Source organism: Cytophaga hutchinsonii ATCC 33406 (assembly GCF_000014145.1).
Lineage (GTDB): Bacteria > Bacteroidota > Bacteroidia > Cytophagales > Cytophagaceae > Cytophaga > Cytophaga hutchinsonii.
Map to the genome: position 1 here is coordinate 1,973,405 of NC_008255.1, position 21,596 is coordinate 1,995,000.

The window sequence follows — 21,596 nt, forward strand, 5'->3', positions numbered from 1 at the left end:
ATTGCAATAAAAAAAAACGTTCTTATATTTGCACTCCCTTAAGGGTAAAAGCCTCCTTAGCTCAGCTGGTAGAGCAACTGACTTGTAATCAGTAGGTCGTTGGTTCGATCCCGACAGGAGGCTCAATAAACAAAAAACTCATGATTTATATCATGAGTTTTTTTTGTTTATTGAGGTACTAGTTGCTAGCTACTAGTACCTTGACAAAAGAAAAAAATAGTTATAACTAAGCTTTCAACTTTACTCTTCTGATTATTAGTAGAGTCTAGCAACTAGCAACTAGTGTCTGGTAACTAAATAACAAAACTTCAAACCTACTACTTGACTTTCCCAAAAACGTTCTTATATTTGCACTCCCTTAAGGAAAGAAGCCTCCTTAGCTCAGCTGGTAGAGCAACTGACTTGTAATCAGTAGGTCGTTGGTTCGATCCCGACAGGAGGCTCTCTAAATTGAAAACGTCACGCCAAACAGCGTGACGTTTTTTTTTGTTTATATGCAATTCATACGCATGGTTGATATTTTCCCACGGTTAAAACCGAGGGCTATGCAAACATGAACAAACGATCTGCATAGCCCATGACTTCAGTCATGGGAAAATGATCAACCGTTTTATGTATGGTTGAAATATGAGTCAAATAGGACGTGACAAACCTAAAATAAAAATCGAGATACAGTTATACTTTACACTCTAAACTTTACCCTTCTTAAAACTTAGAACCTATTACTTAAAACCTCTAAAAACTGCTCCTTCCCGATCGTCTGCGCACATTTAAAATGCCCCTCCGGACACGCTTTATATCCATGCAGCCCGCAAGGCCTGCAACTAAGTTTCTCCGTCGTTTCGATGTTAAATGATTTGTCGGATAGCGGGCCGAAACCAAAACCCGGAACGGTAGAGCAAAACACAGCAGCAACAGGTGCATTCATAGAGGAAGCAATATGCATCGGTGCCGAATCATTTACATAATTCATCGCTGCTTTTTCCATCAGTGCAGCAGATTCTAAAAAGGATAATTTACCGGCAAGAATCTCAACGGTATTACCTGTTATGATCTGATCTTTTATTCGTTGGCAGCTTACCGCATCGCCCGGCGCTCCCAATAAATAAATGGTATACACGGATGGAACCTGATTTAAAAATTCCACCCACTTATGTTCCGGATATTGCTTGGTAAACCATACAGAATTAGGCGCAACACAAATGAATGCTTTCTGCGTATGCACTTCTACCCGTTCATAGTGTTGCTGTGTCGGATAAAGTTTGGGTTGTCTTTTTAATGTTGAAGCAAACCAGGAAACCAACGTATTGTTCCGGTCAACTTCATGTAACCCTTTATCCAGATCATGACTGAATTTCTTTGTAAATAAAAATGAAAATGGATTTTTATCATACCCTACTGTTATGCCCGCACCTGAAAATGCCGTAAGAAAACCGGTAGCACCAAAGCGCTGCAGATTAATAACCAGGTCGTATTTAGTAGAACGGATGCTTGAAAGCAAGCCAAAAAGATTTTTATACTTTGATTGTTTTTTATCCCAGATCAATACCTGTTTTAAAAACGGATGCTGCTGAAACAGCGACTCATTCCCTTTCCGAACCAGTATATCGATGTCAGCATCCGGCAGCGACTGATGAATAGACTCCAGCAGCGCGGTAGCTAAAATAGCATCACCGATAAATGCCGTTTGAATAACAAGTATTTTCTCCAATCTGATACTGTTCTTTTTCATGAAATCAGGGCAGCAAACAATTATTTAAGTGCAACTTATGGAATTTAACGTGCATAAGAAATTACTTTATCAGATAGTTTCATACACATAGAGAAGACATGTTCATATTATTAATAAGATACATGATAAAAATAATACTTGTGCAAAACACAACTGCCTTTCTGTACAGACTGGATTCCAGTTTTGATTCTCCGGCAGCTGCAACAATAATTATCAGTAAACTAAGTGCCTGCATATACCGGATCTCTACATGAAAAATCAGAAGAGGAATTACATGCAGCACAAACAGAATGGAAATAAAACAGAACGGTCCATAACTGCCCTTCATAGAAGACATCAACAGTATTCCGATAAAAAAATACATATAAAACGGCATAAACAGCGGATGCGCCAGATTGTCTAAAAGTTCTTTACCGTTAAATAATGCATTTGATATGAATTGCACGGGATGCTTTATAATGACAGCAGGAATGGAATAGTTATTTTGCTGAGGACTTCCTATCAGTGGTTCAGATGCAAGGATTGCTTTCTGATCATCAATAACGCCGGAATACCTCAATGAATACGTATGAATGAATGTGAAATAACTGTACGTATTATCTGTAAAAATACCTGCCGTTTCTTTTTTACTGCTAAGTGTATGTACAACTGCTTTATGCATCAAAACCGATACGACAAGAAACAGAAAAAAGAATGCCGACAAAACAATTTTTGTGTATGACTGTTTTATGCCGCTGCCGATAAGGCTGTGCCCAAGCAGCACAACATAAAACGGCAGCAATACAAGAAGCAGCTCCGGCCGGATACACACCGCAGGTATTGTAAACACGCATGTAAGCAGAAAACATTTTACAGAATTACTGTTAAAATAACATGACATATAAAACAACGCCGCAAGCTCTAACGCGATGCCCAGCATAACGGAATGTGAATACCCGGCAACAGAAACGGTTAAATTCGGTAAGAACAGCAAAAATAATAAACTGGTATAGGCGGTTCGTTCATTGAACCACAATTTACAGATTGAATACATATAAAAACTTGCTGCTGTTGAACTTAAAACAAAAATACATGCTGATGCATAAAAAATACTGTCGAAAACAGTCGACAATGCATACACTACTATTGAATACAAAGGTGAAAGATAAATAACACTGGGAATCCCTTCAATAATATTTCTTCCTTCTGAAAAATAATCGGTTTCCATACAAGGTATTTTGCCGATAAGCAATACACATAGTATACGTACAAGCAACGTTAAAATTAAAACGAACGTTGTTTTAGTAAATAATGTATAGATGGAAATCATAACGAATTTATTGATGTAATTAATCGTGCTATTATGTACTAGTCTACAATAATATTATAACCCATCAATAAGCGATGCAGATCCTGCGATTGAAACCGTGCTTTCTTAATTGTATTTGCTTCGGGGTGTATCAGAAAATTGGTATTTGTTCTGAAATCCACCCCGCTTAAATTGGTGTCTGAAAACAAGGCATCCAGCAGATTACAGGCCTGCAACTTGCTTTTTGACAGATCTGCTTGTGTAAAATTAACACCTTCCATATTGCATTCCGTAAAAGTACTTTTATATAGTTTCTTTTTATCAAACGATGCAAAAGAAAGATTGGAATGTGTTACATGTATTTCAAATCCAAAATCACGTGTTTGAGAAAAGGACAGGCCAAGCATTTTACATTCAATAAATGTACAGTTTTTAAGAGAGGCAGCATCAAGTGTGGCATTGCTTAAGTTACACTGCTCAAATGTACAATCGATTAAGTCTACACCATTTAACCGTGCGTTTGTAAAGTCGCAATTTAAAAATAGCATATTTTCGTATTCAGCTTCTTCCAAACGCAGACCGGAATAATCTTTTGTAACAGACGTTAATTTAGTTTTCATGCAAATCAGGCACTTCTGGTTTCAAACGTAAATGTAACTTTTTAAATACATTTTTTTAAGCACACAACTTTTAACAGAATTCACCGTTAGACTGTAAGTAAATTGCTTGATGGTTTGACTTTTATAAATACGACTCAATTATTTGTAGTTATATTCATAAATTAAGCTTATCTTCAGGAACGGGAATTGGCTTGTTGTCTCTACTCTTTAACAATTTTAACTTAAAAAGTAGAGTATGATCATATTTGCCTTTCTTGTAATCCACTGGTACGTTTCCTTGTTTTTTCAATCCGTATTCCACCATCGATATTCTGCTCACGGTATTTTCACGATGTCCAAAACATGGGAAAAAATCTTTTATGTAGGCTGCTTTATTGCTCAGGGTTCTTCCTATATCAGTGCGAATGCTTATGGTAAACTGCACCGTTTGCACCATGCCCATACCGATACGCCTGAAGATCCGCACTCTCCGCAAAACTCATCCAATGCCTTAATGATGATGTGGGAAACACGTAATAATTACATTGATGTATATACAGGAAAAACACCTGTTGATGAACGCTTCACAAAAAATTTACCCGACTGGCCGGTATTTGAAAAATACGCGCATACGTTCTATACACGTTTTGCATGGATCTTTTTATACGTTTTGTTTTACGTAGAATTTGCTACCGCCTGGTGGATGTTCTTATTTCTTCCGGTCACTATTCTTATGGGCTCCATACAAGGTGTTGCTGTAAACTGGTGGGCACATAAATTTGGGTATGTAAACTGCAAAGTAAACAATACATCTAAAAATATACTGCCGATAGATGTGATATTCTGGGGAGAATCGTTTCACAACAATCACCATGCAAACCCCCAGAATCCCAACAATTCGATTAAATGGTTTGAATTTGATTCCGGATATCAAATGATGCGTTTTCTGAATATGATGCGTATTATTAAACTCAAACCCTATTATTCAGTGCTTTAAAATCTCAAATAAACAACATACAATTCGCCGCGGCGAACCGAACGGCTTAAATAGTTGCAGCTTGCATCTGTTTAAGCCGTTTTAGTTTATACAGAATAAATTCAACGTATAAATAAATTACTTTCTATCAAAAATCATTCGCCTGGGGTAAATTGTTTCTTACTATTTGGAATTTGTGTTTTGTTTTTTAAAATCGGAACTTACAGATTCAAAATTAATTCTATTTAAAACAATGGCATTCACAACAGAAAAAGATACCGTTAGCTATAGCCTTGGTGTAAACATTGCAACAAGCCTTAAAAATCAAGGATTTGATGACTTAAATTTAGATGCACTTACAACAGCATTAAGCGATGTATTTGGCAATAAAACGTTACAGATAGATGAAGCAAAAGGCGGGCAAATATTAAATGCTTACTTCCAGGGTATGCAGGAACGCAAACAGAAAAAAAACATTGAAGAAGGCGTTGCTTTCTTAAAGGCAAATGGTGCTAAAGCGGATGTAATTACGTTACCTAGCGGTTTGCAATACAAAGTGCTGGTTGAAGGAAATGGCCCTAAACCAACCGCTACAGACAAAGTAACAACACACTACCACGGAACATTGATCAACGGTACGGTATTCGATAGTTCTGTTGAACGCGGACAGCCTGCTACTTTCCCTGTAAACGGTGTAATTGCCGGCTGGATCGAAGCCTTGCAGTTAATGCCTACAGGTTCTAAATGGCAGCTATATGTACCATCTGACCTGGCGTATGGTGCAAGAGGTGCTTCTGAACTGATCGGGCCACACACAACGTTGATTTTTGATGTTGAATTAATTTCTATCAATTAATTTTCTTCATTCTTCATAATAAAAAAGACCGTTCAATACGGTCTTTTTTGTTTCAACAAATTGAATTTTAAACAATTAAATATCTATTGAAATTTCGTTACTTTTTAAAAAACTGCATGTATTATAAGTAAGGGTAAACATATACAACCAATACTTTATGATATGAGATTTGAAAGACTTTTTACATTCAGCTTTGTATCTGCAGCAATTTCTCCATTGAAGTTGATTTTAATAAATCGTTTTTCCGGTTTATTCTTTTTGCTTTTATTTTGTTTTTCTTCTATAGCAGAAGGTACGAAAGAATTACGGCCAACAGCATCCGATTTTGGTTCGCTTCAGATATATGACCGGGGCCGGCTTTTCGCCACGTACAACGCTCCTGCAATGGACCGTTTATATGTGCATATCTGCTCACCGGGTGAAATCATCTACTTTGGATTTAAACAGCCTGATAACGATGTGTTTTTCCGGTTAAAAGACCCATCAGGAAATATTTTATCCCCATATACTTCTCAACCGGTACCGAACAGTGGTGCAGGATATATTGCAACATATAACCAGGCCGTTACCGGGCCTTCACAGATTGCCGGTGCGGGTGGATATAACGCAATGAGTTATACAGCGCTGGTTGCAGGTGATTATTATTTCGAATTCAATACCGGTTCTGCTACTACCCCACCTGTAAATCCTGCGAATGGAAATGCACAACGCTTTTTTGACCTGCTGGATATTACGGTAGCTTCCGGTGCGGTAGCAAAACCGGGAAGATTATGGTCGTATTCCTGGGATATCAATACAACTGCTACCAACAATCCATTTACAGGAAAAATGTATATTCTATCAACGGATAGCATTGTTACTTCTATTGACTTTAATGGTATGCAGCCTTTTGGTGCCGTCATCGCTGCTAATTCAACAGGGTTATCCAATACAGGTAATCTTGTAACGGATCGAAAAAGTAAAGTGGGGAATTTCTCTGTTCCCGAATATAAAATATTTCTGAATGATCCGGACAGAAACTGCTACCCTACCGGAAGCTTTGGAAACATTATCGGACAACCGATTGTAACCGGCTGCGATCCGGCCACCAGATGCATCAACATTGCTGTAAACAAACCCGGCAAAGTTGAAATTGTGCTGGACCTCAATGGTACTGCAGGCTACCAGCCCAATACAACAGATCTGTTGATCATTGCAGATGTTGTTGCGGGACAAAACTGCATTCCCTGGGACAGTAAAGATGGACTGGGAAATTATGTTACAGCCATTACCGGAATTCCGCTTGAAATAAGCTATCTGAATGGGGTTACACATTTACCCTTATATGACGTTGAAGCCAATCCGAATGGGTACATTGTAGAATTGATCCGGCCTGCAGGTGCTAAACCAAATCTGTATTGGGATGATTCTGCGATTAACAAAGGCACTGCACCTGATGGCAAGGTAAATCTCACCGGATGTTCCAATGCAGGCGGCTGTCATAAATGGAAAGACCGCGGCGATAATGCTTCGGCAGAAACCATTAACACCTGGTGGTATCCGAACATCATAACCAGGAATCTTATATTTGATATTCCTGCAGCAACCGTAGATGCAGACAACCGCAACATCGCCGGTGAATTAAACGATAGTCTTGTATGCGAAAGTATCAGTTCCTTTAAACTCAGTGGTGTTGTAGAAGGTACAACGCTTGGCGGCTCCTGGACTGGCGGCGCAGGAACATTTTTGCCATCCAGAAATGTAGTCAATCCAACCTATGTGCCGAATCAAACAGAACGGAATGCAGGTTCTGTTAAATTATATTTGACTTCAACAACCAATGGAATCTGCCCTCCTGCTAAAGATTCTGTTATAATACTATTTGAAAAAGCACCTGTCATAAAAACAGATGCCGATAAAACCATTTGTTCTACAACGAAGACAATTCCTGTGAATGCAATTCTTACCAATGCTGCAACCGGCATATGGAAAGGCGGCACCGGAACATTTACAGTACCAACAAACAAGTCTGCGGTGTATACAGTTTCATCTGCCGATACAACAGCCGGAAGTATTGATCTGATATTTACGTCTACCGGTATGCGCTTATGCGCGCAGGAAGACGATACCATTCATCTGTCCTTTGAAAGGCCACCTGTTGTGCGTTTAGCGGCAGATAAAATTATTTGCGCACTCAATAATACCTTACCTGTATCTGCTGCACTTGTTAACGGCGCAACAGGTATCTGGACCGGAGGAAACGGATCGTTTGCTACAGCTTCTGCTTTATCAACCAACTACTTTATAGCACCCGCCGACATTACTGCCGGCAACATTAATCTGATATTTACATCAACCGGAGTACGCACCTGTCCGCAGCAAGACGATACCATAAGTATCACATTACATAAACCCGTATCATTGGAAGTTGGCCCGCCGATGACAATTTGTGAGGGCATAACAACTGTAAACATCCATGCTGCAGGAGATAATACCGCAGCACTCAGCTGGACAGGAGGCAACGGAAGTTTCTCAAACAGTAATGGATTAACAACCACATATACATTAGCCCCTGCTGAAATACATGCGTCTCACATTGATTTAACACTTACCGGAAAAAGAGGCGTCTGTCCGGACTCTTCGGATGTATTATCTATCATCATCACACCCATTCCATCTGTAGACGCAGGAAAAGATACCTTAATCTGTAAAGCAACGAATTTCACACGTACCGGATCAGGTTCTTCAGGGGCAGCTTTCAAGTGGTATAGTATTCCTTCGCAAACGATTCTTGCAACACAAAACAGTATTACACTTCAGAATATACAAACGGCAGGTGATTATGTACTGGAAGCAAGCAGTGCAAATAACTGTTCCAATACGGATACGATTTCTATTCAGGTATACGAACTTCCAACGTTAAATCCCGGCGGTCCGTTTTGCTTTGAACCCGGATTAACGCTGCATGCAAACGCCTCCGGACTACCAGCTGTTTCTGCTACGTATATCTGGCAGTCAGGAAATAACGTACTGCAATCCGATCCGATACATTCCGATCTTATAGTATCAACTTCCGGTGACTACACATTGACTTACAAAACAGCCGGATGCAGCAAAGACGCCCTGGTAACAGTAAAACCCAAACCAATTCTTTTCACACCCGAACACGAATTGTTTTCCTGTGAAGGAAGTACCATAACATTGCTCACGAATCCCCGGGCAGGATCTGCCTACACGTGGAGAGATAAAAACGGAACTGTTCTTCAAAACAGTTATATGGCAACAGTATTTTCAACAACAGATGCTGAAACATATGTTGTTACAGAAACCGATGCGAACGGATGCTCAAATAAAGACAGCATCATTGCTACAGGAACTCCTATCCCGCAGATAATAACAACCGATGCGGCAATCTGTGCAGACTCATCGGCTGCATTGGATGTAACCACCACAAATATTCCGGCTCATTTACTTGCATCACTGCAATACGAATGGAGACAAAACAGTCAGATTATTATTTCAATGGATAAAACCCATAATACATCTGCTCCCGGAATCTATAACGTAAAAGTATCGCTCGGTACGTGTTCTTCTGATAAGAATATTCAGGTAACGGTACATGAGCTTCCGGTACCAACGCTACCTGCGAGCTACGTTTTCTGTTCAGACAACGGCAATACCGTAACGCTGGATGCAGGAGCATTCAACAGCTACAAGTGGTCATCTGCAAATGAAACGTCACAAACCATCACCGTAAACCATGCAGGTATATATGATGTCCTTATAACAAATGCATTCAACTGCAAAGCACAGGCTTCAACAAGCGTTACAGAAATATGTAAGCCGGCATTATTTGTTTCCAATGCGTTTTCACCTAACGGCGATGGTATAAATGACACTTATGATGTGTTTGATTCGCATGTAGGGGCATATTCTATGACAATCTTCAACCGTTGGGGCGAAGTTATTTTCCACTCAACTGATAAAACAGTATATTGGGATGGTACCTATAAAGGAGACAGTATGCCTGTAGGCGTTTATCCATATGTGATTAAATACGAAGGCGACTCTGAATTATATAAAGGGCCATTTCAACTTGAAGGCAGTGTAACCATTGTAAAATGATGAAAAGAACGTATTACCCCGCACTCATTCTTGCGATCGTATTTCTTTCCTGTTCCAAAGAAACGTATCGTACGAGTAAAGATCATCAGATGACCGATAAAGCTAAAAAGTCACACCATTTTTTAGCCAGACAGGCACATATCTTAACAAGCAAAAATATTGAAGACCGGGAAACAAATGTTAAAAAGGCAACCCGGAAAAATGCGAAACAGCAGGAACAGCTAAACGCCGCCAATGCAAAAACAAGCAAGGCTGCAAAAAAGAAAACATTTTCCGGGGAATTTAATTTCTATTGATGAAACAGGCAACAGCGTATTTATTCGTCTTTATGTTTATCGGTACTTTGGGTATAGAAAGTAGCGCACAGGATTATCAATTCTCCCAATTCTATGCGAATATTTTATACCTGAACCCTGCCTTTGCAGGCAGCGCGCATAAAAACAGAGTTATACTGCATCAACGTTTGCAATGGCCTGCGCTGGATGCTACATACACAACGTCTGTTGTTTCGTTCGATCATTATTTTGCGAATACACGTAGCGGTGTTGGAACAATCGTTTCAAGGGATATACAAGGAGGTACAAATATCAGTTCTACAGATATTCAGCTGCAATATTCCTATGAACTATCCATCAGTGAAAAATATTCGTTCCGTGCAGGCTTGCAGGCAGGATATGTTTCAAGAAATATTAATTACTCGTTGCTGACATTTCCTGATCAGTATAATACCGGAGGGCTTACATCAAACGCAAGCACTGAACCATATGGCGTGGATAAAAAAAATTACCTGGATCTGTCTTCCGGAGGTGTTTTTTATTCAGATAAATTCTGGGTTGGTCTTGCCTATTCGCATATGAATACACCCAACCAATCGTTCTATGGAGAAAGCAGCCCGCTACCATCTAAGTATAGTTTAACAGGTGGCTATAAATTTTTGATCTCTAAAAACGGGCATGCAAACGCGCTTACTGAAAAGGGAAAATCTTATCTGATACCAACAGCACAATACAAATCTCAGGGTAAATCAGATCAATTGGATCTGGGTGCATACGCCTTATTAAATAACACCATGCTAGGCGTTTGGTACAGAGGCATACCCATAAAGAATTATTCGAAAAAAATAATGAACAACGAATCGGTTGTTGTATTGATCGGCTACAAATTTAAACAACTGAGTTTAGGTTATAGTTATGATTTTACGGTTTCAAAACTTACCACAGCCAAGACCGGCGGAGCACACGAATTTAACCTTACGTTCCTTTTTGGAAACCCCAAATCGCGTAATAAACCGCTGAGAAGAATCCCTTGTCCGGAGTTTGACTAATTATCCATTTTTTTAACCCACTGAAAGTTATCTATTTGCAAATAAAAATAAGTATCTGACTCATTTCAGGTGCTTAAAAAAGCATTTTTATAGAATATAAGAAACGGCAATTATTCATCGTTTTTTGCCGGTAGGCTATTCACACCTTCATAAAATAAAAACTTACAGATCCGTCCGCAAGAACGTTTGTCACCATACATAAGCGTATAATCCGTGATTTTTTTGTATATTCTATATTGTATCGAATATTATTTCGATCGTATATTTGTAGTAACATTAACCGGTAAACATTGTTGTTCAGAGTTCATTCATTTATTTCAGTAAAATCATTCAGACAATCCGTATTGTTTGGAATGATTGCATTGACTGTATACAGCTGTATGCCTATTCAGGCATATCGCTATATTGTCCCGGATGAGCAGGACGTTTATCGATTTAAATATGAAACCGTTAAACATGCCGATACGTGTTTTGAATTTAAAAAAGTTCCTGTAAAAAAATCATTTGAAGTAGCAAACTGGACCTCAAAAGTACCTTTAATAAAATTACCCCTGGATCAGTTTTTAAAAGAACAAAAAACGAAATACTTTGTAGTTATTAAAAACGATAGTATCCTGTATGAATATACAGACAGGAAAATAAAAAAATACAATCCGGTTCCCTCCTTTTCAATATCCAAATCGTTTGTATCCGCATGTCTCGGAATAGCTATCCAACAAGGGTATATAGGTTCTGTAAATGATCGTGTAACAGATTATTTGCCGGAACTCAATTATCATAAGAATTTTGAATCCCTAACCATCAACCATTTACTGAATCAAAAATCAGGCATCAGAATGCGCGTTCCAAATGTTGCAGATGCTTATTATGGTAAAGTTGAAAATGTATTGCCTTATATCTATTTTGACCATAAGCCCGGTGAGCATTTTGAATACATTAATATCAACTACACCTTATTGGGCTTAATCATTGAACGTACAACCAAACAGGATCTGCATAAATACTTCTCGGATAATATCTGGTCTAAAATCGGCACCTGTGATTCTGCCGTATGGGGCTATGATTATAAAACCAAACATACACGCGCAATAGGCTGTTTCGCGGGTTCTGCAAGGGATTATGCTAAATTCGGTATGCTGTATCTAAATAACGGCAGCTGGAAAGGAAACCAATTGATTGATAGTAATTGGGTGAAGCAATCTATTACTCCTGTAAATTCATTGGGGGAAAATGTAGGCTACAACAACAGCTGGTTTATCGGAGAAAAAGAAGTTGGAGATTATATGGCTCTTGGTATGTATAGACAGCAGATTTACATTAATCCTGAAAATAACGTTGTCATTGTTTCCTTAATGAAATTCAACAAAGAAAACCTCGACTTACGCTGGTGGCAAATATTGAGACAAGTTACAGAACAAACAAAATCTAACTGATCAGCGTTAGCTTTTATTTAGTTTTATTTTTTGCCTGCTGTTTATATTTCATTGTATCCTTAAGCAATTGTGTATCATTTTTATTGAATCCTTTTAACATAGAAACGATAAAGGGATTTTTTTCAACGTTTTTCGCTACAATTTCATAAGCAATCTCTCTCATTGGCTCTGCCAGTTCATTCCCTTTTTTATATTCATGTTCAATAACCGTTAAAAACACTTCGCTGTTATGTTCTGTAACATCGTTGTGATACACATCGTGAATTTCATTTTTCAATATTTTCAAATCTGAAATATTGGAAAAATAATTGTTCAGACAATTTGAAGCATCTCTGTTCGTCCTCCATCCGTCTAACAGTAAAGCCTGCGCCCCTATTGTGTTCTTGATTTTGTTCTTATAAATTAAAGACGCTTTTATATATTGGTTACGAAGTTTGTAATCATCTACCACTTTTTCATAATACACATTGGCATCCTTATTTTTGTTTATCGAAACATACAGGTCTCCTACTTTCTCATTTTCATTTAATTCTTTGTACAACATGATGGCTTCATCGGTCATTTTACCATGCTCATAACATTCTGCAGCTTTCAATTTATTGCCTGCATGCTTTACGTAAATGGTTGCAGCTTCCTGGTAATATTTTCCGGATTCAAGTGCCTGTGCTGCAGAGTGGTAATTTTTCAATAATTTTAAATACACAAAGGCTGCTTTTTGATATTCCTTTTTATCAAGCAACTCCTGAGCAGATGCGTAATATTGTCTTTGCAGGTCATAATAATGATTACCCAGATCTATAGAACCGCCGCTGGCTGAACCCTTAGCATGGTGCAGCCAGGATAAATCCATCCAGCGTTTGGTTAAATCAAACGAAGATTGATTACCGCCTCTTGCCGTACCTCCTTCGTCTAGCGGAATAGCATACTTCAATGCTTCTTCCAGATTGTTCTTAAAGAGATCCATCAGCTTATCAATTTGTTTCTGATTTCTTTTTTCCAGGTCTTCAAAATCCTGCTGAAGTTTTTTCGAAAAACGGTTGTTTGAAATACGGTGCAGCCAGGATTGAAATTTAGATAGTAATCCATTAGCTGGTGCAATGCTCTCCGTTTGATTCCGTAAAGCTGCACCATCGGTTTCACGGCCATTAACTGATTTTGAAAATAACAGCTTATAAAAACCAAGCTTCAGCTTTTCAAAAATAGTTAACGGTTCTTCTTTTATTTTTTCTTTTTTAGGGAAAATATTTTCTTCCAGATTCTTCAGAACTTCTTCCGGTGATAAGGATTTTATCTGAAAAGCATGTATCGATGAAGGTATAAAAGCACCTTGCTCAGGTACCGTAACAGCAGCAAGGCCGCTCGCCGGAAGCTCAATATACTGGTCAAGATCAAGCGCATCCGTTAAGGCTGTCATACCAAAATCGGGATGGATTATATGCATGGCAGATCCCAATGCCGATTCCATTTCTTTTTCTGTAACAGCCGGGTATAAAATTGTTTTTTCCGGGATAAAGAAATTGGAAGACACCTGCTGGCATAATTCATTTTTACCAAGAAGATAATTGTCTATTTTACCAGCATATATAATTAGACATCCCCAGACTGAATTGGCCGTTGTTCCCGGTATCGGAAAAATCTGACAATTTTCCGATATCAGATTCATGCGTTGCATTTCCTTCATCCATTGCCTGACAGATGCATCCTTAATAAGGATTCCTCCTATCGGAAAACTGTTTTTATGATGCGGATTAATTCTTAGTTCCATAGGATTGAATATTTTTCACAAACGCCTGGATGTACTTATCGTAAAAAAGAGACGGAGGTATAATCGTCAGCTTTTGTTCTTTAGCAGGCATTTCTTTTATTTCTATTGTTGAGCCATGTATTTCCAGCATTCGCCTGATCGTCTCTGCCTTTCCCATGGATACATATTGAATAATTGTTCTCGGCAAGGATCTTGAATGCATAATTTCGCCACATTCATGTCTCGGAATATCTGTCTGTTCATGCAGTGCCTGAATTTGAGGTAATACATTCTGACCCGTTTTTTTTAAAATCAGTTCAACCAGCGGACTTTTATAATAATATTCATAGCCGGAGAAATCATTTCCTGCGGCCAGCCCCAAGGCTGATTCAATAATGGATGGAATGTAAATCAACGGAATGTTTTCATCACTGCTTTTCAGTATTAGTACGCCTGATCTGTTTACTTCAATACAGCTCCCATCATCAAATACAAATTCATTCGGTTTTGTTTTAGTAGATCTGTTTGTACTGGAAATGTGTGTTGTTTTTTCCAGTTTAAAATACGAATTACTTTTTAAATGAAGCTCATGGATGTTAAATACCAGGTTATTGTTTTCATTGATAAAAACATCATTTATATTTTTAAATATACCTTGTGTATAGCTTTTATCTGGTACTAAAGCTAACGGCTTTTTTATCGTAAATAAATCTTTTTCCTGTATATATGAATCAAGTTCAACGGTTCCATCAATGCCAATACGCCATATATGATTGTTTTTATGATAAAAACTCTGATCAATGTATATGAAATTCTTATATACATGATTCATTCCGAATTCATTAAATGTTACCGTTTTTTTATCCCCTGTAGCAATATTTAGTAATACAATTATTTTTTTCTGTACATGAAACATAAATAACATATGTTCTCCGTTATTCAACTCAACTATTTCACATATGCCGTCAGCAAAAGGTATATTTTCATGTACAATTACCCAACCTTTTTCATTGTGTTTTGCAAACCGGTCGTATTTTTTTACAAGTGCCTTCTCTCCTGTTATCTGATACAACTCTCCGTTTGGAGCAAGTAATTGCTGTTTAACATGCGTTGCATTCCTTACCAATAGCGGATAATTGAGTACAGACTCATTGCGCAGATTAAGTTTGGCTGTTGCAGGCTTCTTTTTCAAAAGCTCTTCTAACGGCAGTTTAATATGCTGAATATGTTTCTGACTCTTTTGCTGCTTTTTAAAGACATCAATATTCCCGTCAAAATCGGTATGGATATAATAGTTAATAAACGGGCCATACGTGCCCAGGCTATTATACATAGCCGTTTGTTTCGCTGCAGAAGATTCAGTAAGCAAAAACAATTCTGTATCTTTATCGGGCGGATTTTCTTTAAAATACAACGACAATCCGCTTGAGGCATCTGCACTGCCTTCCAGTATCTGCATGCCTTCTATGAGGGCATGAATGTTATCCAGAACAATGGGTTTGAATGAACGGCCAACAGAAAACGCACTGCATTCTATCGTAGCAGTTTTAGGCGCTTTAGCAATAGCCAGCATCGTTGCAAAAGCTATTAATTTGGGTGTTCCCCAATTTCTTAAAGACACATCTATCAGGAAAACGCGCTTGAGTTTATTATTTGACGGAGGAATTTCGCGTTCAATATAAAGTGCTTCATTGTTGGCAAGCCGGGAAAGAAAAAGAATATCTTCGTTTGCAAATTCTGACAATAACAGTTTATCAAACGAACCTTTATTTGTTACATCAGAAATACCGCCAAGCGGCTGCTGATCTGCCAATGACCGGTGGAACGGAACATTTAGTCCGGATAAAATACGTTCAGCAAATATACCCAACTGAAACGTTCTGTTATCAGCAATCAGTTCATCTATAAATGTTTGTTTATTATTCCCTTTTCTGGTTTCTTCTTTGGGAATAATAACTTCTGTTACTTCAGGTATCGATGCGATTTTATCTATGATCGCATCTACACTTTTGAAGCGCGAACCAAGCAATGAAATCGTTCTGAAATCTCTGCTGTAAATGGTATGATTCAATTCCTTTTTTTCAGCAAAAAGCGCTGTATTTTCTTTATTTACATCATACCAGCGAATAATCTCCCTGGAGTTTTTTACAGAAAAAATATTGTGGCAATTTTCAAAGATTACCTGTAAAAGAAGTACACGTTTGTTTCCTTTTTTATATTCTTCCGGCATTTCTGAAAGCAGTTTCAAAAAAACAAATGCTTCAACCAGATAGGCATTGCCTTCTTTATTTATTTCATCTGCAAATTTTTGCTGCAATACATCCAGGGCAACATTTCCCTGAGCGTTGGTTGCAAGGATTGCAGCCAGCAACGCACCAAATGGTGGTAAACCCTGGTCTGAAAGTATTGCAAGCACTTCTTTTATAAATGCCCGATAAGCAATCGTGCTATGATCAGGTATAGCAATAACTTCGGCATTGTCTTCCCACTGCCAGAAATAATTGGTGTACGCATTAAAGTAATCATTCATTTTCATATACCGAAGAATAAAAAAGCGGATGATTTACTGTTGCACGGAATGATCCTAACGATAATGGTTTGAATGCCTGTCTGTCTATTAATTGATACGTATTATTGGAATTCCACAAAACAACAACTTGGTTTTCAGGATTTATTTTATGCCGTATTTTGTTTGCAAGAACAGGAAGTTCAAAGTCAAAGCCTACCGGCAGCAGCATTTCCTGCTGCTGCCAATACGTATTACCAGTAACCGGCAGCAATGGTTTACCAACTAAGAGCACGTTCTTTTTATTCAGAATCGTCCATTGGATAGATTGTAAGCGAATAGCCGGTGCTGTTTCTATATAGTGCTTCAGCGTCTCAAGTGTTGTAATCATGGCACAGGCTTCTTCTTCTTTTTCGGAAACAATCAGTTCAATACTGATTTTATCATGTATGCCGAAATAATTATGGTTAAATGCGGGCAGGATTACTGGCAACGCCCTGTCAATAGGTGTCCACAATAAGGATAAGGGAATATTTCTATCCGGCAGCAAACTATTCTGCAGATAAAGTTTTGTTTCCTTCGAATAATAAATTGTTTTGTATGGAATGCTTTTAACTTCTACCGAATGAATCTGCTCAGGTGTAAAATCTTTGATCCATATTTTTTTTTCATCAAAGGCAACCTTCAAATTATTCCATATCCGTATCGTGCCTAAATCTGCTTTATGCACTTCATCCAACAGTAAGAAATAGCTTATATCGTTTGAAGCATTTTGTGCCATAAAGATTCTATTTTTTCCTGTATATGAAGTTTGTGTTCGTTGTTTTTGATCCAGTTGCTGCGTGTCTGTAAATACCTTAATTTATCTTTTACAACATTCTGTTCTTCAAAAGATAAATTACCGGATTCCCACTTTTCTGTTAACTGAATTATTTCTTTAATAAGCTCTTCTGCATTCGGCGTTTTATTGTATTGCGCCTGCGGATGCGCCAAGGGATTTGTATCCTTCTCTATGATCGTATTAATAATGCCTTCAAGGATTTCGATCTGTTCTTCTGTATCCCATACATGTTTTAATACCCACAGATCCGATGGGATTACTTCTTTTCTGTTACTCATTACAGCACTTGCTGCCAAGAGATTCTGAATCTTCACCGCTCTCCTGTCTGAAATTTTTATCCCCGTATTTCTAAGATTGTGTATCAGGTCAACATATTGCCTGCGCACTGTTGATACATCGACTTGTTTGGCGTATTGCTGCAGCTCAATTATTTCTGCCGGAGCAATAGCAGGTTTTTGATTTTGATTTCTGGTTTCAAGATTCCAGCCTGCAACCAATACTTCTTCAAGCAAATCGGTATCTACATAATCACAGCGAGCACGAATCAGGAACCGATCAAGTAAGGCATTTAACGATTCGTCTTCCGGCAATACGTTGCTCGCGCCAATAAACATGAGCGCTGGTAACTTTTTAGTTTCCTTTCCTCTTCTGAAAATACGTTCATTTAATGCCGTTAATAAACTATTCAGGATGGCACTGTTGGCATTGAAAATTTCATCCAGGAAAACCATGGAAGCTTCCGGCATCATACCTTCTGTATTCGTTACCAAGTCCCCTTCTTTTAATTTCCGGATATCAAACGGCCCGAATAATTCTCCCGGTTCTGTAAATCGGGTTAACAGATATTCGAAATTTTTACCATCCGAAATACACGCCGATAATGCGCGTATAATCGCACTCTTGGCTGTACCCGGGGGGCCAAGCAGGAATGCGTTTTCCCTGGCAATCAAACTTATTCCCAGCAGGTCAATAATTTCATCTTTACCTACAAAGGAAGTTTTTATATGCTTTAGTACAGCGTTAAGCTTTTCAATATGTTCCATCTATATATTTTTCTCTATTAAATTCTTTCCAAAACTGCTCAGCAAAAAGACCTAAATGCGCTGCAACAGTATCTTTGCATGCATCCTGGTTAGCCAGATCTAATTTTTTATAAGTGATGATACGATTTATGTATATGCTTTTTAAGGCATGCTCAATAAACATGCTGTTAAAATCAAGCAACTGTAACGGCAATGTATAGTTAATGCCTGAGTAGTGCCAATAAATAAGTTTTCGTTCAAGTATTTCAATGATTGAATCTTCACTGTCAATCATTTTCAGTTGCACCAGAATATCAGGTAAAAAACGCAAACAAAGATCTACCGATAAAACAGCTGATGCGGTACGTGTAATATTGTAATCAGGCAGCAGTTGTTCCAGGTCTGTTTCTTTATTTTCCCGGTATAACAAGAGTTGTGCTGCTGTATAAATTGTTTGTGCTGCCCATAAAGCAGCCTCTGTTTCAAACGCAGGAAGATTGTGATCAGGATATTCCAATATTTCCTTTTGATATTCTTTTTGAAGAAATTCTACAACTGCTCCGGTATATTTTTCATTGATGTGTACTATGTTTCCATACAAAATAACCTCTTCCTGTTTACGAAGTGTACGGATCATTTCTAAAAAATAATTATCAGTCATTAATAAAGGGGAGCAATAGATTTATGAAAATACAGTAAGGGGCAATTCTGATTTGAGGAATTATTTAATATGACTTGAAAATACGTTGAAATAATTTTAAAGTTTAATTATTTTATAAAAATCTTGATACATAGAGTTGCTACGGGTCTAAACACAAAAAACCCTTATCGATTAGGATAAGGGTTTGATAGAGTATTATGATTAAATTAATTAAGGCGTCTGAATATTAAACTTTCCATTAGTTACGGTAACAGTAGCCGGTCCTGGCGTTCCACCCAGACCTGTATCAGGTACTTGAGGAGCTGTAAAACTAAACGTACCTTTGATTACTTTCGAAATGGAATTGTATTCGGTAACCGTCACCTGTCCGGAAGTAGCTTTATATTGGATAAAATTGCTTGTGTAGTACTCTGCTCTATAACTGCCGCTTAATGTTATTTCATACGTACCCGGAGCCGTAACATTTTCTAAATTCAGAAAAATGGGTGCTCCGCCGAATCCATTACTTCCCGTGATATTAACCTGACCATTATTAACACCATAATATGGATTTGCAGCTGACCAATTTGCTCCGTTAATAACAGCTGTCATAGATGATTTACCTGGGTAAAAAACGTTTTTAAAATCTCCTGTAAATGTAGTTGCTCCGGTAGAAGACATCATCGTTAACTTAAAATAACCTGAAACTGTCTGATTCACTCTATCAATCGATGTAATTACAATTTGGCCTGAATTATTGTAACTTACATAAACATCTGCTGTAGTATTTATTTCAATAAATTTATTGAAATCTGTAGGAGTCAGATTATATGTCCCTACTATGCCGGCAATAGTATCTACCTGAAGTTTGAAACCGGTGCCGGTAATTACCAGATTTTTTGTTGTTAGCTGTCCTTTAACTGCCAACTGTTTCGTTTCATTATTTCCATTCCAATACACATTACCATCTGTTGCATGTAATGTAACAGTAGAGTTTGCTGGTGATGCTGGAGTGGGGTCACTGCTTTTTTTGCAAGCAGAGGTCATCGATACGATCAAAATAGAAAATGCCAGATAGAATAATTGTTTCATTTGAATAAATTAAAATTGTAAATAATAAATAAAATTAAATATTTATTATAAAATAGCAAATCAATTTATCTCACTTGCCTGCATTGTTTTAGTGGTGTATGTAATTACAGGAGGGCTAATGTGGTCTGTTTAAAATTATATAACACAAAAAACCCTTATCGGTTAGGATAAGGGTTTTGATAATAAGTTGGCAGCGACCTACTCTCCCACATTTGACTGCAGTACCATTGGCGCAGTTGGGCTTAACTTCTCTGTTCGAAATGGGAAGAGGTGAACACCAACGCTATAGCCACCATTAAGGTGTGTGTCTGCTTTGCTTTTCTGTCTCCGCTGGAGAACCTGGCTGTTTAGCAAACTAATAGGTTTGACCTAATGATTATAGGGTATATCAAAGTACTTTTCCAAAGAAAATTATCGGGTAATTAGTACTGCTCAGCTATGCCATTTCTGACTTTACACTTGCAGCCTATCAACGTCATAGTCTCTGACGTCCCTGTATGGAAGTCTCATCTTGTGGTGAGTTTCGCGCTTAGATGCTTTCAGCGCTTATCTCGTCCCAACGTGGCTACTCTGCACTGCACCTGGCGGCACAACAGATACACCAGAGGTTAGTCCAACCCGGTCCTCTCGTACTAAGGTCAGGTCCACTCAAACTTCCTACGCCCATCACAGATAGGGACCGAACTGTCTCACGACGTTCTGAACCCAGCTCGCGTGCCACTTTAATCGGCGAACAGCCGAACCCTTGGGACCTTCTCCAGCCCCAGGATGTGACGAGCCGACATCGAGGTGCCAAACCTCCCCGTCGATGTGAGCTCTTGGGGGAGATCAGCCTGTTATCCCCGGCGTACCTTTTATCCTTTGAGCGATGGCCCTTCCATGCGGAACCACCGGATCACTATGCTCTACTTTCGTACCTGATCGACTTGTTTGTCTCACAGTCAAGCTCCCTTATGCCATTGCACTCTACGTACGGTTACCAAGCGTACTGAGGGAACCTTTAGAAGCCTCCGATACTTTTTTGGAGGCGACCACCCCAGTCAAACTACCCACCATGCACTGTTTCCCTATTCAGGGGTTAGACTCCAAGTAAATAAAGGGTGGTATTTCAACGTTGGCTCCACGAATACTAGCGTACCCGCTTCAAAGCCTCCCACCTATCCTACACATCATTTACCCAAAATCAATGCAAAGCTATAGTAAAGGTGCACGGGGTCTTTCCGTCCCGTGACGGGTAAGCGGCATCTTCACCGCTACTACAATTTCACCGAGCTCACGGCTGAGACAGTTCTCAGATCGTTACACCATTCGTGCAGGTCGGAACTTACCCGACAAGGAATTTCGCTACCTTAGGACCGTTATAGTTACGGCCGCCGTTTACCGGGGCTTCGATTCAGACCGTCGCTTACGCTAAGCCCCCCTCTTAACCTTCCGGCACC

General features: G+C 38.6%; 15 protein-coding genes, 2 tRNA genes and 2 rRNA genes (1 of these 19 cut by a window edge). 8 read left to right on the forward strand and 11 right to left on the reverse strand.

What is annotated here, in order from left to right:
- Positions 1 to 50: 50 nt before the first annotated feature.
- Positions 51 to 123, forward strand: a tRNA-Thr gene (locus CHU_RS08200).
- Between the two features lie 247 nt (positions 124 to 370).
- Positions 371 to 443, forward strand: a tRNA-Thr gene (locus CHU_RS08205).
- Positions 444 to 712: 269 nt separating this feature from the next.
- Here CHU_RS08205 and CHU_RS08210 read toward each other — a convergent pair.
- The 3 genes from CHU_RS08210 to CHU_RS08220 form a co-directional block, all read right to left on the reverse strand.
- Positions 713 to 1,732, reverse strand: coding sequence for a glycosyltransferase family 9 protein (locus CHU_RS08210; protein ID WP_011585068.1), 1,020 nt, complete (start codon positions 1,730 to 1,732; stop codon positions 713 to 715).
- A gap of 79 nt (positions 1,733 to 1,811) precedes the next feature.
- Positions 1,812 to 3,041, reverse strand: a complete 1,230-nt coding sequence (locus CHU_RS08215) for a hypothetical protein (RefSeq protein ID WP_011585069.1) — start codon at positions 3,039 to 3,041, stop codon at positions 1,812 to 1,814.
- Between the two features lie 38 nt (positions 3,042 to 3,079).
- On the reverse strand, positions 3,080 to 3,640 hold the full coding sequence (locus CHU_RS08220) for a pentapeptide repeat-containing protein (RefSeq protein ID WP_011585070.1): 561 nt from the start codon (positions 3,638 to 3,640) through the stop codon (positions 3,080 to 3,082).
- A gap of 235 nt (positions 3,641 to 3,875) precedes the next feature.
- Between CHU_RS08220 and CHU_RS08225 the strand changes: the two genes are divergently transcribed.
- The 6 genes from CHU_RS08225 (at position 3,876) to CHU_RS08250 (ending at position 12,312) form a co-directional block, all read left to right on the forward strand.
- A complete protein-coding gene (locus CHU_RS08225; protein ID WP_011585071.1) occupies positions 3,876 to 4,616 on the forward strand; it encodes a fatty acid desaturase in 741 nt (246 codons plus the stop codon).
- Positions 4,617 to 4,848: 232 nt separating this feature from the next.
- Positions 4,849 to 5,451 (forward strand): FKBP-type peptidyl-prolyl cis-trans isomerase, encoded by a 603-nt coding sequence (locus tag CHU_RS08230; protein ID WP_041932281.1) that lies wholly within the window; start codon positions 4,849 to 4,851, stop codon positions 5,449 to 5,451.
- A gap of 162 nt (positions 5,452 to 5,613) precedes the next feature.
- Positions 5,614 to 9,555 (forward strand): gliding motility-associated C-terminal domain-containing protein, encoded by a 3,942-nt coding sequence (locus CHU_RS08235; protein ID WP_011585073.1) that lies wholly within the window; start codon positions 5,614 to 5,616, stop codon positions 9,553 to 9,555.
- Positions 9,552 to 9,851: a hypothetical protein gene (locus CHU_RS08240; protein ID WP_238379374.1), complete on the forward strand. Its 300-nt coding sequence runs from the start codon at positions 9,552 to 9,554 to the stop codon at positions 9,849 to 9,851. The genes CHU_RS08235 and CHU_RS08240 overlap by 4 nt, the downstream gene beginning before the upstream one ends.
- The gene (locus CHU_RS08245; protein WP_011585075.1) at positions 9,851 to 10,879 is read left to right on the forward strand and encodes a PorP/SprF family type IX secretion system membrane protein; all 1,029 of its coding nucleotides are present in this window, start codon (positions 9,851 to 9,853) and stop codon (positions 10,877 to 10,879) included. The genes CHU_RS08240 and CHU_RS08245 overlap by 1 nt, the downstream gene beginning before the upstream one ends.
- Positions 10,880 to 11,169: 290 nt before the next feature.
- A complete protein-coding gene (locus CHU_RS08250) occupies positions 11,170 to 12,312 on the forward strand; it encodes a serine hydrolase domain-containing protein (protein ID WP_011585076.1) in 1,143 nt (380 codons plus the stop codon).
- Positions 12,313 to 12,325: 13 nt separating this feature from the next.
- On the opposite strand, the gene CHU_RS18870 is transcribed toward CHU_RS08250, so the two are convergent.
- From CHU_RS18870 to CHU_RS08290, 8 genes are all read right to left on the reverse strand, one after another.
- Complete coding sequence (locus CHU_RS18870) at positions 12,326 to 14,077, reverse strand: hypothetical protein (protein ID WP_011585077.1); 1,752 nt, start codon at positions 14,075 to 14,077, stop codon at positions 12,326 to 12,328.
- The gene (locus CHU_RS08260; RefSeq protein ID WP_143144162.1) at positions 14,061 to 16,586 is read right to left on the reverse strand and encodes a hypothetical protein; all 2,526 of its coding nucleotides are present in this window, start codon (positions 16,584 to 16,586) and stop codon (positions 14,061 to 14,063) included. Before CHU_RS08260 ends, CHU_RS18870 begins: the two co-directional genes overlap by 17 nt.
- The gene (locus tag CHU_RS08265) at positions 16,579 to 17,343 is read right to left on the reverse strand and encodes a hypothetical protein (RefSeq protein ID WP_011585079.1); all 765 of its coding nucleotides are present in this window, start codon (positions 17,341 to 17,343) and stop codon (positions 16,579 to 16,581) included. Before CHU_RS08265 ends, CHU_RS08260 begins: the two co-directional genes overlap by 8 nt.
- The gene (locus CHU_RS08270; protein ID WP_011585080.1) at positions 17,316 to 18,446 is read right to left on the reverse strand and encodes an AAA family ATPase; all 1,131 of its coding nucleotides are present in this window, start codon (positions 18,444 to 18,446) and stop codon (positions 17,316 to 17,318) included. Before CHU_RS08270 ends, CHU_RS08265 begins: the two co-directional genes overlap by 28 nt.
- Entirely contained in the window at positions 18,433 to 19,086 is a 654-nt protein-coding gene (locus tag CHU_RS08275) for a hypothetical protein (protein WP_011585081.1), read from the reverse strand. Before CHU_RS08275 ends, CHU_RS08270 begins: the two co-directional genes overlap by 14 nt.
- A gap of 210 nt (positions 19,087 to 19,296) precedes the next feature.
- Positions 19,297 to 20,157 (reverse strand): hypothetical protein, encoded by an 861-nt coding sequence (locus CHU_RS08280; protein WP_011585082.1) that lies wholly within the window; start codon positions 20,155 to 20,157, stop codon positions 19,297 to 19,299.
- A 185-nt stretch (positions 20,158 to 20,342) separates the two neighbouring features.
- Positions 20,343 to 20,454: ribosomal RNA gene (rrf, locus tag CHU_RS08285) — 5S ribosomal RNA — on the reverse strand.
- A gap of 105 nt (positions 20,455 to 20,559) precedes the next feature.
- Positions 20,560 to 21,596 (reverse strand): 23S ribosomal RNA (locus CHU_RS08290) (it continues 1,860 nt past the right edge of the window).